Source organism: Promicromonospora alba (genome assembly GCF_042654905.1).
Classification (GTDB): Bacteria; Actinomycetota; Actinomycetes; order Actinomycetales; family Cellulomonadaceae; genus Promicromonospora; species Promicromonospora alba.
This window is the reverse complement of sequence record NZ_JBHSFI010000003.1, coordinates 167627-182646: the sequence shown is the minus strand read 5'-3', so window position 1 is coordinate 182646 and position 15020 is coordinate 167627. Positions and strand designations below refer to the sequence as shown.

At 71.6% G+C, this 15020-nt stretch carries 17 protein-coding genes; 10 read left to right on the top strand and 7 right to left on the bottom strand.

Annotation, left to right across the window (positions count from 1 at the left end; genetic code table 11):
* Positions 1–11 precede the first annotated feature (11 nt).
* On the bottom strand, positions 12–710 hold the full coding sequence (locus tag ACFO6V_RS06035) for a hypothetical protein (RefSeq protein ID WP_377133249.1): 699 nt from the start codon (positions 708–710) through the stop codon (positions 12–14).
* Positions 707–991, bottom strand: coding sequence for a hypothetical protein (locus ACFO6V_RS06030; RefSeq protein ID WP_377133247.1), 285 nt, complete (start codon positions 989–991; stop codon positions 707–709). The genes ACFO6V_RS06035 and ACFO6V_RS06030 overlap by 4 nt, the downstream gene beginning before the upstream one ends.
* A 48-nt stretch (positions 992–1039) precedes the next feature.
* Between ACFO6V_RS06030 and ACFO6V_RS06025 the strand changes: the two genes are divergently transcribed.
* Positions 1040–1357 (top strand): hypothetical protein, encoded by a 318-nt coding sequence (locus tag ACFO6V_RS06025; RefSeq protein WP_377133245.1) that lies wholly within the window; start codon positions 1040–1042, stop codon positions 1355–1357.
* Positions 1358–1416: 59 nt separating this feature from the next.
* Here the strand turns inward: ACFO6V_RS06025 and ACFO6V_RS06020 are convergent, their stop codons facing one another.
* Positions 1417–1968, bottom strand: coding sequence for a hypothetical protein (locus tag ACFO6V_RS06020; protein WP_377133243.1), 552 nt, complete (start codon positions 1966–1968; stop codon positions 1417–1419).
* A 139-nt stretch (positions 1969–2107) separates the two neighbouring features.
* Positions 2108–2893 (bottom strand): helix-turn-helix transcriptional regulator, encoded by a 786-nt coding sequence (locus ACFO6V_RS06015; RefSeq protein ID WP_377133241.1) that lies wholly within the window; start codon positions 2891–2893, stop codon positions 2108–2110.
* A 129-nt stretch (positions 2894–3022) separates the two neighbouring features.
* Between ACFO6V_RS06015 and hrpB the strand changes: the two genes are divergently transcribed.
* Positions 3023–5539 (top strand): ATP-dependent helicase HrpB, encoded by a 2517-nt coding sequence (gene hrpB, locus ACFO6V_RS06010; protein WP_377133239.1) that lies wholly within the window; start codon positions 3023–3025, stop codon positions 5537–5539.
* Here hrpB and ACFO6V_RS06005 read toward each other — a convergent pair whose 3' ends face one another.
* From ACFO6V_RS06005 to ACFO6V_RS05995, 3 genes are read right to left on the bottom strand one after another with little or no spacing between them, the layout of a single operon-like run.
* Positions 5540–6067, bottom strand: coding sequence for a hypothetical protein (locus ACFO6V_RS06005; RefSeq protein ID WP_377133237.1), 528 nt, complete (start codon positions 6065–6067; stop codon positions 5540–5542).
* Entirely contained in the window at positions 6064–8241 is a 2178-nt protein-coding gene (locus tag ACFO6V_RS06000; RefSeq protein ID WP_377133235.1) for a hypothetical protein, read from the bottom strand. The genes ACFO6V_RS06005 and ACFO6V_RS06000 overlap by 4 nt, the downstream gene beginning before the upstream one ends.
* Before the next feature lie 36 nt (positions 8242–8277).
* Complete coding sequence (locus ACFO6V_RS05995; RefSeq protein WP_377133233.1) at positions 8278–9171, bottom strand: hypothetical protein; 894 nt, start codon at positions 9169–9171, stop codon at positions 8278–8280.
* 122 nt (positions 9172–9293) lie between these two features.
* Here ACFO6V_RS05995 and ACFO6V_RS05990 point away from each other — a divergent pair, with 122 nt between their 5' ends.
* From ACFO6V_RS05990 to yajC, 8 genes are all read left to right on the top strand, one after another.
* Entirely contained in the window at positions 9294–9764 is a 471-nt protein-coding gene (locus ACFO6V_RS05990) for a hypothetical protein (protein ID WP_377133231.1), read from the top strand.
* 79 nt (positions 9765–9843) lie between these two features.
* Complete coding sequence (locus tag ACFO6V_RS05985; protein ID WP_377133229.1) at positions 9844–10386, top strand: NUDIX hydrolase; 543 nt, start codon at positions 9844–9846, stop codon at positions 10384–10386.
* 22 nt (positions 10387–10408) lie between these two features.
* Entirely contained in the window at positions 10409–11035 is a 627-nt protein-coding gene (gene pdxT, locus ACFO6V_RS05980; RefSeq protein WP_377133227.1) for a pyridoxal 5'-phosphate synthase glutaminase subunit PdxT, read from the top strand.
* A gap of 68 nt (positions 11036–11103) precedes the next feature.
* Complete coding sequence (locus ACFO6V_RS05975) at positions 11104–11865, top strand: YebC/PmpR family DNA-binding transcriptional regulator (RefSeq protein WP_377133225.1); 762 nt, start codon at positions 11104–11106, stop codon at positions 11863–11865.
* 93 nt (positions 11866–11958) lie between these two features.
* Positions 11959–12525, top strand: coding sequence for a crossover junction endodeoxyribonuclease RuvC (gene ruvC, locus ACFO6V_RS05970; protein ID WP_377133223.1), 567 nt, complete (start codon positions 11959–11961; stop codon positions 12523–12525).
* Between the two features lie 163 nt (positions 12526–12688).
* The gene (gene ruvA / locus ACFO6V_RS05965) at positions 12689–13318 is read left to right on the top strand and encodes a Holliday junction branch migration protein RuvA (protein ID WP_377133221.1); all 630 of its coding nucleotides are present in this window, start codon (positions 12689–12691) and stop codon (positions 13316–13318) included.
* Positions 13319–13343: 25 nt separating this feature from the next.
* Positions 13344–14408 (top strand): Holliday junction branch migration DNA helicase RuvB, encoded by a 1065-nt coding sequence (ruvB, locus tag ACFO6V_RS05960; protein WP_377135172.1) that lies wholly within the window; start codon positions 13344–13346, stop codon positions 14406–14408.
* Positions 14409–14550: 142 nt separating this feature from the next.
* Positions 14551–14982, top strand: a complete 432-nt coding sequence (gene yajC / locus ACFO6V_RS05955) for a preprotein translocase subunit YajC (RefSeq protein WP_377135170.1) — start codon at positions 14551–14553, stop codon at positions 14980–14982.
* Positions 14983–15020 lie beyond the last annotated feature (38 nt).

Sequence of the window (15020 nt, the reverse complement as noted above, 5' to 3'; positions counted from 1 at the left end):
TCCGCAAGGGATCACCTCAGCGGGACGATCCCCGTCCGGCCCTCCCAGGTGCCGTGCTCCGCGAGCGGGCGGAAGCGGAACGTCGCGAACTCGTGGTGGAAGTCACGGCGCCGCCGTTCGACCATGGCATCCGCGTGCCGCCGGTCGGCCGGGACGCCGGAGTGGCCGTGCACCATCTCCTCCATCTCGCGCACCGTGCGCCACACGGAGAACGTCGAGATCGTGTGCGTCGGCCGGAAGGCAGCCAGGGCGAGCGTGGTGCCGGGGTGGTCACGCACCTGACGCTCCACAGGCTTGCCCCACCGCAGGAACCGGGGGACCTCGAGCAGGCGCATCCGCGCGACGGTCACCGCGACCACCGGCTCGTCCTGGTCCCAGTCGCCTGCCCGGGCCGGCAGCCCCGGCAGGGCCGCCAGCCGGGACCAGCGGCGCAGGTACTCCAGACGGACGTGCCAGCCGGTCGCCAGATGGCGGCCGAGGACGTCGTCCGACAGGAAGCGGTCCACCGCGTCCTCGTCACGCCACTGTGCGAAGACCGCTATCCGCCGGAGCTGCAGCCGGTCCAGGGAGACGGTGGGCGCCCCCAGGCGCATGAGCGCCAGGCACTCGGCGTGGTCCAGCCCGGGTGTGGTGATGCCCGACGGCGGCCGCAGCAGCGCGCGTGCAGTGACCGCGGCCGGCAGCTCGGCGAGGTGGAAGGTATGGATCATCGGGCGGGCTCCATCTTGTCGTGGAGACACATCATCCAGGTGCGCCAGATCCGCATCGGGCGCAGGAACACCTGGACGTTGCCGGACTCGAGCGGGAACGCGACGTGGACGCTCGGCTGTGCCGCACCGGGAAGCCGACGCGTCGAGTAGCAGCCACTGAACACGTAACGGCCCGACGGCCGGAGCGTCCGCAGCCAGGCGGCTCCCACCTGCTCGCCGTCCCGGTCGCGGATCACGCGGACCCGGCTGTCCATGCCGTGCGCGACGTCGAGCGGGCGCATCGGGAGCGACAGCTGCAGCCCGGCGACCGGATCCTCCGCTGCGCCAACGTGGAGATGTCGTCCGCCGGGGTCTTCAACGCCCATGCCCGGGTAGCCGACAGGGACGACAACTACAACTACAGCGTCCGGGTTGTCGAGGTCCGCCTCCAGTACAACTACAACGGCACCTGGTTGAACCTCCGGGACGAGTTCCCCGCCGACAGCTGGGCTTCCGAGCAGGATGTGGAGCGCACCAACTCATGGTCGTGCGGCTCCTCCGCGCGAAAGCTCGTCCGGGCGCAGGCGTACGTGCAGTGGCTGCGGTCGGGCTCGGTGGGCGCGGACTGGGTCACCACGAACTCGGTGTACATCTGCCCGCGTAGCTGACCGCGTCGCCGGGAGCGCCCCGGTCAGGGGCGACGGGGCGCTCCCGGCGCGCAGGACGGTCAGGAGATCTGGACCGACTCCGCGCTGTTGTTGAAGCCGTACACGTTCAGGTTCGCGGCCTCATCGATGAAGGGCGTCGAACTGCCCGAGCCGCCGGTGCCGTTGTACAGCTTCACGTCGCAGCCGTTGTACGTCTTCACCGAGTTGATCTTGTTCCGGTGCGCCGTGCCCAGGGTGAAGCGCCCCTCGTTGTCACCGGTACCTCCGGTGCAGCCGACGGAGTACCGCGGGTTGTAGACGACGATCTGAAATCCCTCGACGCCGTTCCTGGTGACGTTGAAGTTGCTGTACTGGTAGAGACGAGCGACAACGAGCCCGCTGCCGATCGGGTAGCCGCTCTGGCAGCCGGTCGTCCCGTCGATCACCGCGCAGTAGTAGAACGTCTGCGCCTGGGCGCTGATCTCGCCGGCCGCTGCTTCCTTTGCCAGCACCTCATCGATGGTGAGTGTCTCCGTGGCGGACTGCGCCTGAGCTGCTCCCGTTGGCGCGGCGAACAGGAACGCGGAACAGAGGACGGCGATCGCGGCTGCGACAGGGCGGTGGATCCGCATGGTGGTTGCTCCTCGCATCTCAGTGCGTCCCCGCTGTTCGGGGAACGAACGAGCGCCATCGTGGCGCCGCAGGGCACCGGCATGTTGCAGGAATCTGCAACATGCACCCACGGGGCGAGGTCCTTGCGGCAGCGGCCGGTCAGGCGATGACGGCGCTCAGGTACTCCCGTAGCCGGACCCCTGCCACGAACCGCGTCGGCGCGTCGAGCAGGTCGAGGACCGCCGCGACCTCCGTGCGCACCGTCCGGACGCTCACCCCGAGCCGCCGGGCGATCTGCTCGTCCGACGGGCACGTGAGCATGAGCGTGACGACGCGCCGCTGGCGTTCCGACAAGCTCTCGATCGCCGGAGCCTCGGCAGCGCACGGATACATCGTGCTGCGCACCGCCTCCCAGTAGCCGCGGGCGGCATCCAGGCAGGCCGCGTCCCGTACCGCGATCACCGTCGGCTCGCCGCGGATCGTCGGTCCGTCCAGGAACACCTCGGCGTTGTCGACGATCTTCATCTGCACCGGTGCGTAGCCGAAGAAGTACGCCGCCGGGTCCTCGGCAGACAGGACCAGCCGCACCTCCGGGTCCAGGCCGTCGAAGTGCCAGATGCTGGTCATGCGCAGGCCGTTCTCCATCACGATCGTGTTGTTCGGGAGACTCACGGCGAGCTGGCCGATGGTGCCCGAGTTGCGGATCGACTCGAGAGTCCGCCAGGACGGCACCTCGAGGGCCATGTTCCGGTTGATGGCGATCGTGCCGCGCCCGAGGATGCGCGCTGCGACCCGCTGTCCGCACTCCACCGCGCGGCTGACCCGTGAGCGTTCGGTCTGGAGCCGAGCCAGCTGATCGAGCACTCGTAGCCGGCCCGGTCGGGAGAACCTTCCCGAGTCCACGTACGCGGAGAAGTCCATGTTGGGCAGCACGCGTTGGTTCATCGGTCTCCTTCATGCCTTCTGCGGCCGTCGAACGCCCGGTACCGCGTTCTGGACGTTTCTAGCAGAGCGAGGAACGTCGGGACAGGAAAGTGGTCGGTCAGCGCTCCTGGAATCGGTTAGCGTCGGGGCGTGCTGCTACCTGAACCGTCGGTGCGGGGGGCGGACCTGCCCGTCCGGGCCGTGCTGCCCGCCACGGTCGACGCCGTGCGGTCGCGCGGCACCGCGGTGCTGGTCGCGCCGCCCGGGTCGGGCAAGACGTCGCTGCTGCCACTCGCGCTGGCCGATGCGTTCGAGGGCACCATCGTCGTCGCCGAGCCGCGCCGGATGGCGACGCGCGCGGCCGCGGCCCGGCTCGCGACGCTGGTCGGCGAGCCGCTGGGCCAGCGGATCGGCTACGCGATGCGCGGCGAGCGCAGCGGCGGCAAGGGGCTCCGCGTCGAGGTGGTGACGACGGGGCTCCTCGTCCGGCGTCTGCAGCGGGACCCGGAGCTGCCGGGGGTCGCGGCGATAGTGATCGACGAGTGCCACGAGCGGCATCTCGACGCCGATCTGCTGCTCGCGCTCTGCGTCGACGTCCGGGCGAACCTCCGGGAGGACCTGGCGATCGTCGCGACGTCTGCCACGGCGGACACGGTCCGGCTGAGCCGTGCACTGGGTGCCGACGTCCCGGCGCCCGTGGTCACCGCGTCGGCCGCGCTGTTCTCCGTTGCGGTCGAGTGGGCCCCACCACCCGTCCCCGTGCCGCTGCTTCCGGGCGGGCGGGTGGACCCGCGTCTGCTGGACCACGTCGCCGCCGTCGTGCGGCGTGCACTTGCCGAGAATGAAGGCGACATCCTCGTGTTCGTCCCCGGGGAGGGGGAGATCAGCGGTGTGACTCGCCGGCTGGCCGGTGAGAACGTCCTGCCGTTGTTCGGCCGCCAGTCGCGGGCCGAGCAGGACCGCGCCCTGGCGCCGTCCGCCACTCGCCGGATCGTGGTGACGACGTCGGTCGCGGAGAGCTCGCTGACCGTGCCCGGGGTCCGGGTAGTGGTCGACGCGGGTCTCGCCCGGGAGCCGCGGACCGACCAGTCCCGCGGCCTCGGTTCGCTGGTCACCTGCCGGGTCTCGAAGTCGTCGGCCGACCAGCGGGCGGGCCGCGCCGGCCGGGAGGCACCCGGCCGGGTCTACCGGTGCTGGTCCGCCACCGACCACGCGCGTCTCGACGACCACGCGGCGCCCGAGATCGCGATCGCCGACCTGGCGGGCTTCGCCCTCGACCTCGCGGCGTGGGGTGCGCCCGCCGGCGCCGGTCTGACCTTGCTCGACGCGCCGCCGGCGCCGGCGATGACCGCGGCCACCGAGCTGCTGCGCCGCATCGACGCCACCGACGACGACGGCCGGATCACCGAGCGGGGCCGGCGGATGACGGCGATCGGGGCACATCCTCGTCTTGCCCGTGCGCTGCTGGACGGGACGCCGCGGGTCGGCGCCGACCGGGCGCACGAGATCGTCGCGATGCTCTCGGACGACTCCGGCCGCAGCTTCGGCGACGACCTGCCGGCCCGCTGGCGGGCCCTGCGCCGCGGTGAGGACCGCGGAGCGACGGCCCGCTGGCGAGAAGAGGCGAAGCGGCTCGGCCGAGGCACGGCGTCCGGCGGCCCGCAGACCGGCCGGGGGACGCGCGGAGTACCCGATGATCTCGCCGTGGGGATCGTGGTGGGGCTGGCCTATCCGGACCGGATCGCGCGGGCCCGGGGGACCGACTCGGCGACCTACCAGATGTCGGGCGGCACGGGCGCCGCCCTGGATCCGCAGTCCCCGCTGCGGACCACCCCCTGGCTGGCGATCGCGGTCGCCGACCGGGCCCCCGGTCGCGCCGACGCCCGGATCCGGTCCGCGGCGCCGATCGACGAGCCGACGGCGCGGGACGTCGCGGGCGACCTCCTGTCGACCACCGACCAGATCCGCTGGGACGACGGCCGGATCGTGACGCGGCGCGTCGAGGCGCTCGGCGCGATAGTGCTGGGCGACGTCCCGCTGGCGAAGCCCGACCCCCTGCTCGTGCAGGCGGCCGTCCGCGACGGCATCCGGCGCAGCGGGCTGTCCGTGCTGCGCTGGTCGGAGGCGGCACTCGCCCTGCGGGAGCGGCTCGCGTTCTGCCACGCGCACCTGGGCTCCCCGTGGCCCGCCGTCGACGACGAGGCGCTGCTGGCCGACCTCGACGGCTGGCTGGGCACCGAGCTCGCCTCGGTGCGCGGCACCCGCGACCTCGCCCGCATCGACGTGGCCTCCGCGCTCCGGCGGCTGATGCCGTGGCCCGCGGCGGCTCGGTTCGGCGAGCTCGCACCGGAACGGCTCCGCGTGCCGTCAGGCTCCGAGGTCCGGCTCGCGTACGACGGCGTCGAGCCGCCGGTCCTCGCGGTGAAGCTGCAGGAGGTGTTCGGCTGGACCGCCACGCCGGCCGTCGCGGACGGCCGGGTCCCTGTCGTCCTGCACCTGCTGTCGCCCGCACAGCGCCCGGTCGCGATCACCAGCGACCTCGCCTCGTTCTGGAAGCAGGGCTATCCCCAGGTCCGCGCCGACCTGCGCGCCCGCTACCCCCGCCATCCGTGGCCGGAGGACCCGCTGACCGCCGTCCCCACCAAGCGGGTCAAGCCTCGCCAGTGACTAACCGACCGGCGGGTGGGCGTAGGGGTTGCCGGGCGGGACGGCGGACGGACGCCGCGTCCGTCGCGTCGCGGCGGCGTCGTCGGACCAGGTCTTGACCGTGCGCCGGGCCAGCAGGACGATCACCGCCACGGCGAGCAGGACCGTCAGCACGGACACCCCGGCATAGACCCCGCCCAGCCAGCGGACCGAGCCGAACGGGTCGATGAGGAGCAGGAGCAGCGCGACGGGGATCGCGACCGAGCACAGGACGATGCTCAGGACGCGTCCGGTGGGGCTGCCCCGCAGGCCGAAGACGGTCAGCAGCACCGGGAGCACCGCCAGCAGGACCGCGCCGGTGGTGACGAGCGCCACGAGCACGGCGGCGAACGAACCGGCGAGCGGGTCCTCGGCCTCGGCGCTCACCGCGTGCTCGACATGGGGCAGGGCGAAGTACGCCGCGCCCGCCCCGGAGAGCCAGACAGCGGCGACACCGCCGAGCAGGTAGTTCGCGAGTGTGACGGTGCCGGGCCGCGGGGGCAGGCTCATCGTGCGCCACCCTCCGGTCCGACGGCGCCTGCCGCCACCGGCCGCCGCCCCCGTCCGAGCAGCAACGCTCCGAACACCAGCCACGCGACCAGCGGCAGCCCCGCGACGAGGTAGAACAACGGGCTCGACCACGGCGAGGCGGGTACGGGGATCGGGTCCCACGGCGGCCGTTCAGCTGCCTGGCCGCCCATCCAGACCGTGCCCGCGCCGTCGTCGGACGCGGGGAACGTGATGCCCTGCCTGGCGGCCGAGGCCGTGGTCTCGTACTTCTGGGCGAACTCGGCGTCCGGCACCTTCTCGGTGGGCACGTCCAAGAAATCGACGCCGCCGTAGACGTAGGTGTTGGTGACCACGTAATCGCCCTCGCGCGTCTCGCGCGTCACATCGAACTCGCCCTCGCGGTACGACTCGACGTAGGCGTCGAACGTGTCCTGGGGCGTCCAGTCGTCAGTCGCGGGCCAGCGCGCGACGTCGCCCGACCCGATGATGCTGTCGTAGGCGGTGGTCTCGGTCGCGCTGCGCTGCCGGAACCACTCGGCCGCCACCCGGCTGGTGTACACCCGGCGCAGGTCCGCGTACTCGGGTGCCTCGTTGACCGCCTTCTCCAGCTTCGGCAGGATCGTGCGCCGGTAGACCTTCTCGTTGTGGGTGGCGTCCTCGGGGGAGATGGTCTCGCAGCCTGCGGCGTCCGCGATGCCACCCTCGGACACGTACTCGTTCTCGAGCTTCACCTCCAGCGGCGCGTCGAGGATGAGCAGCTCGTCGCCGGCGTCCCGGACCACCGCGGGCCTCGGCACGATCCACTGCCGCATGGAGAGGCACTTGTCGACGCCGCGCAGGGAGTTCCAGAAGCGCAGGCCCGCTTTGCGGTCCGGGTGGATGAGCTCGCCGACGGTCCTCTTCATCTGGAAGTCGGCCTGGAGCAGCACCCGCCCGGCGTCGGTGGTGCCGAGCTGCTTGTCGACGATGCGGTCGGGCTCGTCGGGGTTGAGGTTCACCCAGAACGTCTCGGGGTCGAGGGCCAGCCACGTGTAGAACGAGTCAGAGGCGAGCTTGGCGGCCTCCTGCCCGCCGACCGAGACGCCGCCCTCGCCCGGCTCGACAGAGAACGAGTAGCTGGTGGACGTGCCGAGCTCGGGGTCGTAGTCGTCGGAGACGTACCGCAGCTCCACGGTGGAGAAGTCGACGCCGCCGAGGTCGTCGGCCACCATGTCGGCGTCGGCCGCGTTGAACTCGCCGAGGTCGCGCGCCATCTCGTCGAAGTGTTCCAGCAGCCCTTCGGTGAGGCCCTTCGTCCCGAGCGACGTGGCGGTGGCCTGGTCGATCGTGTCCTCGGACGGCGTCAGGACGCCGTCGCCGTCCATCGAGCCGGGCGGTCCGGCGAACGGCTCCGTGCCGACGTCGGCGGACGTTCCCGGATTGGGCATGGTCCTGACGTAGTAGACCTCGAAGCCGAGGCTCTCGAGGAACCTGACGGTTGCCGGGGCCGGGTTGTCGCCGAGGATGTAGATGACCCGGGTGCCGTACTTGTCCTTCAGCGCCTTGTACATGCGAGCCTGGTCGTAGTCCACCGACTTGCCGGACTTCGCCTCGATGGCGACCTGGAGGTTCCCGTCCTCGTCGACGTAGAAGTAGTCGCCCCGCCGTTTGCCGTCGGTGCCGGGCAGCGCCTTGTTGTACTGGTACCCGAGCGCGATGTATCCGAAGAGCTGGTCCAGGAGCTTCTCGAAGGCGGCGCCCTTGGCCCGGTTCTGCCCGATGACGATGTACCCCTTCAGGTACGCGCCCCACAGCTCCTTCTTCTCGACGTCGCTCAGCTCGTCCCAGGCCGGGACCTCGCCCTTGTCCTGGACCTTCAGGAGGAAGTCCCGCCATGCGGTCAGCAGGTGCTCCTCGGTGCCGTAGGCGTACTCGGAGTGGGCCTGGAGCGCGTCGAGGTTCCGGGTGCTGAGCTTGTCGGAGTCGGCGGGGACTCCCCAGAACTGGCTGAGGTTCTGGTACGTGTACTGCCAGCCCTCGCCGTCCGAGGCCGCTGCGTTGGTCGCCGCGAGCCGCTCCGGCGGCAGGGCAGGGTTCAGCGGGTCGGGCGCCGGAGCGGCCCCTGTGCCGAGCAGCGCGACGAGCAGTGCGACAACCAGTACTGCGACGGCGCCTCGGCGCTGGGTGCCTGGCATGGTGACCTCCGGTGTCGTGGCAGGTCAAGGGTAGGATCACCCGTTTCGTGGCCGCAAGGACTCACCCGCCTTTCGGAACCGCTCGCTCAGGTAGCCGTCCTCCTCCAGCGCCCCTTCGAGAGCGATCACGGGCGTGACCCGGGAGGTGCCGTGGGGTCCTAGCCCTTCGACCCGCGGGAAGTTCCGCTTTCCCGCCCCACGGGTCTTGACCCACGCACCGCCGAGGTTGCGCCGGAACGTCTCGCCGACGTACCACGCCGCGCCGTCGCGGAGCCGGAGATGCTCCGGCTCGTTCAGATCCGTGGTCGTGGACACCGTCGCGCGCAGGACCGCCTGGACGGCGGGCAGCGTCCCGGGCGTGAAGTCCCAGGCGGTATCGCCGCCGAACGACGCGACCCACGCGTCGAAGGAACCTGCCTGCAGGTCGAGCCAGTCGCGCAGTTCTTCCTCCAGCGACTCCGGAGGGTCGGCCATCGTGCGTTCCTTGTCGGGGCGCCAGCCGGGCGTGCGTGCCTGGCGGTCCGCGACCGCCTGCGCCCAGTGGTCGAGCACCCGCGCGAGCCGGTCGCCGGTCCGCGCGCCCACGGCGTCGTCGAGCAGCGCGCGCGGTGCCACGGGCTCCAGGCCCAGCTCCGGGTCCGCGGACACCAGCGGTGTGCCCGCGCCGTCGTCCCAGGTCCAGCGGCCGCCGGCCGCGCGCATGAGCGTCTCGCCCACGTACGCCACCAGGCCGTCCACGAGGTCGCGGCGCCCCGGGCGGGTGAGCTCACCGGTCGCCGCGAAGCGGTCCAGGACGACCCGTTCCAGGTCACCGAGCGAGTCACGGGTGTAGTCGAACCGCACTCCCGCGTCCCTCAGGTCGGCATCGGTCAGGCCGAGGAGGACGAAGTAGAGCCTGTTCTGCCACGCCGTGGTCCGGTCTGCGGACATCGATCGCCTCCGTATGCGCGTCGCTGGATGCAGGTACGGCGATTATGCGTCGTCGGGACCCCTCCCGGGACCCGGCCTGTACAACTGAGCACAGGATCCAGGACCCGACGGAGGGGATGTCCATGAGGCGCCGACATGCAGCGCTCGCGCTCGTAGTGCTCGGTCTGGTGGCCTGTGGTGGGCCCGGACAGGAGCCGAGCGGCCCGGACGGGGCGACGAGCACGTCCTCGGGAACGGCGTCCACGGTGCCCGACGACGGGCCGGTCGCCGCGGCGGACGGCACCAGCTACGACGCCTGCTTCGACGCCACCTGCGAGGTCGTCGTCGAGGCGGGCACCGAGATCGAGCTGGACGAGGAGCTGGGCTGGGAGATGCCGACAGGCCTGGCACTCGGCGGCTGGAGCCTGCTGACCGTCGACGACGTCGCCGACGGTTCGATCGGCCTGACGCTCTCCGCGGAGAGCGAGTCGAGCGGGGGCAGCACCGCCACGATCATCACCGCCGACGGCACCCAGTACTACCTGGACGGGATGCTGGTCGAAGCCGTCGAGGCACCCGACGGCCAGGCCGTGCTGAGCCTGGCGTGGGGCTGACGGCGCGACCAGCGTCGCGGGCGGGCCGCTCGCTACGCGGCCCATCATCACCGAGACCGCGCCGGTTATCCTGACCCGCATGTCCATCACCTCCGCCCTCGGGGACGACTGGGTCCCGGCACCGGACGGCATCCGGGAGCGTTCGGCGGCCCGCGTCATCCTGCTGGACGCCGCGGGCCGGGTCCTGGTGGTGCGTTCGCACGACGTGAACCAGCCCGAACGGTCCTGGTGGTTCACGGTGGGCGGCGGCATCGACGCGGGGGAGACCCCCGAGCAGGCAGCGCTGCGGGAGCTCCACGAGGAGGTGGGCATCACGCTCGACACGGACGACCTGGTGGGTCCGGTGCTCACGCGGACGGGCATCTTCGAGTTCTTCGCCGAGACGTGCCGCCAGCACGAGGTCTTCTACCTCGCGCGGACGCCGGAGGCGATCGAGATGACCGACGTCGGCTGGACGCCCGCCGAGCGGGAGCTGCTCGACGAGCTGGCCTGGCTGTCGGCGGCGGAGCTGCGCGACCAGCCGCTGGAGGTGTTCCCACCCGAGCTGCCCGATGTCGTCGACCGCCTGGTGGCGGGCTGGGACGGACAGGTCCGGCACCTGGGCGAGCAGTTCGACGACTGAGCCACACGTAGAATGATCAGTTGTGAGTACACCGACCATCGGCGTCCTCGCCCTGCAGGGCGACGTCCGTGAGCACCTGACCGCCCTGGAGTCCGTGGGCGCGCACGCCGTGTCCGTGCGGCGCCCGGCCGAGCTGGCCGCCGTCGACGGGCTCGTGCTCCCCGGCGGGGAGTCCACGACCATCGACAAGCTGCTGCGCATCTTCGAGCTGCGCGACCTGCTGCAGGCCCGGATCAAGGAGGGCCTGCCGGTGTACGGCTCGTGCGCCGGGATGATCCTGCTCGCCGACCGGATCCTGGACGGCACCGCCGACCAGCAGACCGTCGGCGGCATGGACGTCGTCGTGCGGCGCAACGCGTTCGGGCGGCAGGTCGACTCGTTCGAGACGGACCTGGATCTCGTCGGCATCCCCGACGGCGGTCCGGTACGCACCGCGTTCATCCGCGCCCCCTGGATCGAGGAGGCCGGGCGCGACGTCGAGGTGCTGGCACGCATCCCCGCTGTGGATACGCAGGGCCGTCCTGTGGCGGCCGCCGGTAGGATCGTCGCAGCACGGCAGGGTCCGCTGCTCGCCACCGCATTCCACCCCGAGATCACGGGGGACACGCGAGTGCACGGGTTGTTCGTCGGCATGGTTGCGGGCGGCTGAGCGCTTTCCCCGCTACCGTTCGACGCCATTGAAAGAGCCATCGGAAATGCAAGGAGTCAGGTAGAGGCATGTCAGGTCACTCAAAGTGGGCCACGACCAAGCACAAGAAGGCCGCGATCGACGCCAAGCGCGGCAAGCTCTTCGCGAAGCTGATCAAGAACATCGAGGTCGCGGCGCGCACCGGTGGCGGCGACCTCGCCGGTAACCCGACGCTGTTCGACGCGGTGCAGAAGGCGAAGAAGTCGTCGGTTCCGAACGACAACATCGACCGCGCACTGAAGCGTGGCTCGGGCGAGGGCGCCGACGCCGTCGACTACCAGACGATCATGTACGAGGGCTACGGCCCCAACGGCATCGCCGTGCTGGTGGAATGCCTCACCGACAACAAGAACCGCGCCGCCTCCGAGGTGCGCCTGGCGTTCAGCCGCAACGGCGGCAACCTGGCCGACCCGGGTTCGGTGTCATACCTGTTCTCGCGCAAGGGCCTGATCGTGGTCCCGAAGGGCGACGGCGTGGGCGAGGACGAGGTCATGCTCGCCGCGCTCGACGCCGGCGCCGAGGACGTGACGGACCAGGGCGAGGTCATCGAGGTACTCACCGAGGCCACCGACCTGGTGTCGGTGCGTACGGCCATCCAGGAAGCCGGCATCGAGTACGACTCCGCCGACGTGATCTTCCACCCGTCCATGCAGGTCGAGGTGGACGTCGAGGGCGCTCGCAAGATCCTGCGCCTCATCGACGCGCTCGAGGACAGCGACGACGTGCAGAGCGTCTTCGCGAACTTCGACGCGAGCGACGAGGTCATGGCAGCCCTCGACGAAGAGGAGTGACATCACCGCTGGTCGGGCCCGCTTCGTAGGTCCGGCCGCACCCTTTGGTCGAGCCTGTCGATACCCCGCCCGGCGTCATGAGAACCTGACGCCATGCGCGTACTAGGGGTCGACCCGGGCCTGACCAGGTGCGGAATCGGTGTGGTCGACTCCTTGCCCGGGCGCCGGGCGCGGATGGTCGCGGTCGGCGTGATCCGCTCGGAGCCGGAGCTGTCCACCGACCTGCGGCTGCTCAAGATCGCCGAGGGCCTGGACATGTGGCTCGACGAGCACGTGCCCGACGTCGTCGCGGTCGAGCGGGTGTTCGCGCAGCACAACGTCGGCACGGTGATGGGGACCGCCCAGGCAGCGGGCCTGGCCATGGTGGCCGCGGCCCGCCGGGGCGTGCCCGTCGCCCTGCACACGCCGTCGGAGGTGAAGGCGGCGGTGACCGGTTCCGGCCGCGCCGACAAGGCCCAGGTGACGACGATGATCACCCGCATCCTCGACCTCGACGAGGCACCGCGGCCCGCCGACGCCGCCGACGCGCTGGCCCTCGCCGTCTGCCACCTGTGGCGCCCTGCCGGCGCGCTGCAGGGCGGCGACCGGCACGAGCTCACCCCGGCGCAGCGCGCCTGGGCCGCCGCGGAACAGGCAGCGAAGCAGCGCCCCCGCCGCTAGCCCTGCCGGCCCCGCCCGGGTGCGGGTGCGTGCAGCTGCCGCCGGCGGCGTGGTGCGGGGGACCGGGTGGTCCGGCTTGTTAGGGTCGTCGCACGACTGTTCGAGTGGGTCTCGACGAGCTGGATCGCCGGGGCCCCATCCACGACCCGAGAAGGGGGACCCCGTGATCGCCTCGCTGACGGGAACCGTGGCCCATGTGGGCCTGGACCGCGCGGTGGTCGACGTCGGCGGCGTCGGCTATCTCGTGCACGCCACGCCCACCACGCTGGCCACGCTGCGCGTCGGCGAGACGGCTGGCGTCTCGACGAGCATGGTGGTCCGCGAGGACTCGATGACGCTGTACGGGTTCGGCGATCCCGACGAGCGCGACGTGTTCGAGGTGGTGCAGACGGTGTCCGGCGTCGGGCCACGCCTGGCGCTCGCGATGCTCGCGGTGCACACCCCGGACGCGCTGCGCCGGGCGGTCGCGGGTGAGGACCTCGCCGCGCTGACCCGTGTCCCGGGCATCGGCAGGAAGGGCGCGCAGCGCATAGTCCTCGAGCTGGGGGACCGGCTCGGGCCGCCGTCGGGGGCGCTCGCCGGAGCGGGCGCGGCGACCGAGCCCGCCGCGAGTGCGGGCGACCACTCCGAGCGCGTGGTCGAGGCCCTGGCGGGTCTCGGCTGGCCCGCCAAGCAGGCCGACGACGCCGTGGCGAAGGTGCTCGCCGACGCCGGGACCGACGCGATAGCGGCCGACGAGGTCGCGACCACGCTCCGTGCCGCGCTGCGCCTGCTGGGAGGACACCGTGGCTGAGGCCCCGGCAGGCTCGACCACCGGCATGGACTACTCGGACACCGGAAGCGGCTCGGCGGGCGAGCGGAGCCGCATCGTCGCGCCGAGCGCCGACGAGATCGAGCGGGCCGCCGAGGCCGCGCTCCGGCCCAAGCGGCTCGACGACTTCGTCGGCCAGCGGGTGGTGCGCGACCAGCTCTCCCTCGTGCTGCAGGCAGCGGTCGCGCGCGGCAACCCGCCCGACCACGTCCTGCTGTCCGGCCCGCCCGGTCTCGGCAAGACGACCCTGGCGATGATCATCGCGGGCGAGCTGGAGGCGCACATGCGGCTCACCAGCGGCCCCGCGATCCAGCACGCCGGCGACCTCGCCGCCGTCCTGTCCTCGCTGGAGGAGGGGGACGTGCTGTTCATCGACGAGATCCACCGCCTGGCCCGGCCCGCGGAGGAGCTCCTGTACGTCGCGATGGAGGACTTCCGGGTCGACGTCATCGTCGGCAAGGGCGCAGGCGCCTCGGCGATCCCGCTGGCGCTGCCCCGGTTCACCGTCGTCGGCGCCACCACCCGCTCCGGCCTGCTGCCCGCCCCGCTCCGGGACCGCTTCGGCTTCACCGGGCACATGGACTACTACTCGCCCGAGGAGCTGGAGCGCGTGATCCTGCGTTCCTCCGGGCTGCTCGGCGTACACCTGGAGCACGCGGCGGCCCACGAGATCGCCGGCCGCTCGCGTGGCACCCCTCGTATCGCCAACCGCCTGCTGCGCCGCGTGCGCGACTGGGCGCAGGTGCGCGGCGACGGACGCCTCGACCTGCACGCCGCGCGGTCCGCGCTCGAGGTCTACGAGGTAGACCCCATCGGCCTGGACCGCCTCGACCGCGCGGTGCTCACGGCGCTGTGCACCAGGTTCGGCGGCGGACCCGTGGGCCTGTCCACGCTGGCCATGACCGTGGGCGAGGAGGCGGAGACGGTGGAGACCGTCGCCGAGCCCTATCTCGTGCGCGAGGGCCTGATCGGACGTACCCCGCGCGGCCGCGTGGCGACCTCCGCGGCCTGGGAGCACCTGGGGCTCACGCCTCCCGCGCAGTCGTCCCCGGGAACTTTGCCCGAGCCCTGACGTTGATCACGTGGCGCCCCCCGCGGGGGCACCCGAGGATCCGGCCCCGGCACTACACTGGGTTGGATCCTCGTCGAACGTGCGCGACATACGAGCGCTGCTCATCCGACACCGCAATCGAACAGGGACCCTTACCGTGGAAATGCTCATTCTCGTCGCGATCCTCCTCGTGGTGATGTTCTTCATGTCCTCCCGCACTCGCAAGCAGCAGCGCGAGGCCGCGGAGTTCCGAAACAACCTCACGGTCGGGACCAAGGTCATGACCGCCTCCGGCATGATCGGCACCGTCCTCGACGTCGACGACGAGACCGACCAGGTGACCATCGAGTCCTTCCCGGGCAGCCCCACCACGTGGCTCCGCGCCGCGATCTCGAAGAAGATCGAGGAGCCCCTCGCCGACGACGCGGACACCGATGACGCGTCCGATGAGTCCGAAGTCACAACGGACGGCGAAACGGCAAGTACGATCAGCCCCGACACGAAGGACGTTCCCGACGACCTGTCTGAGCTGGACACCGCCAAGCGCGAGTACCAGGAGCAGCAGCGGCGGGACGCCGAAGCAGACGGTAAGTGACGGCCGCGCCGTCCGGTAACCCCGGGCGGCGCCGAACC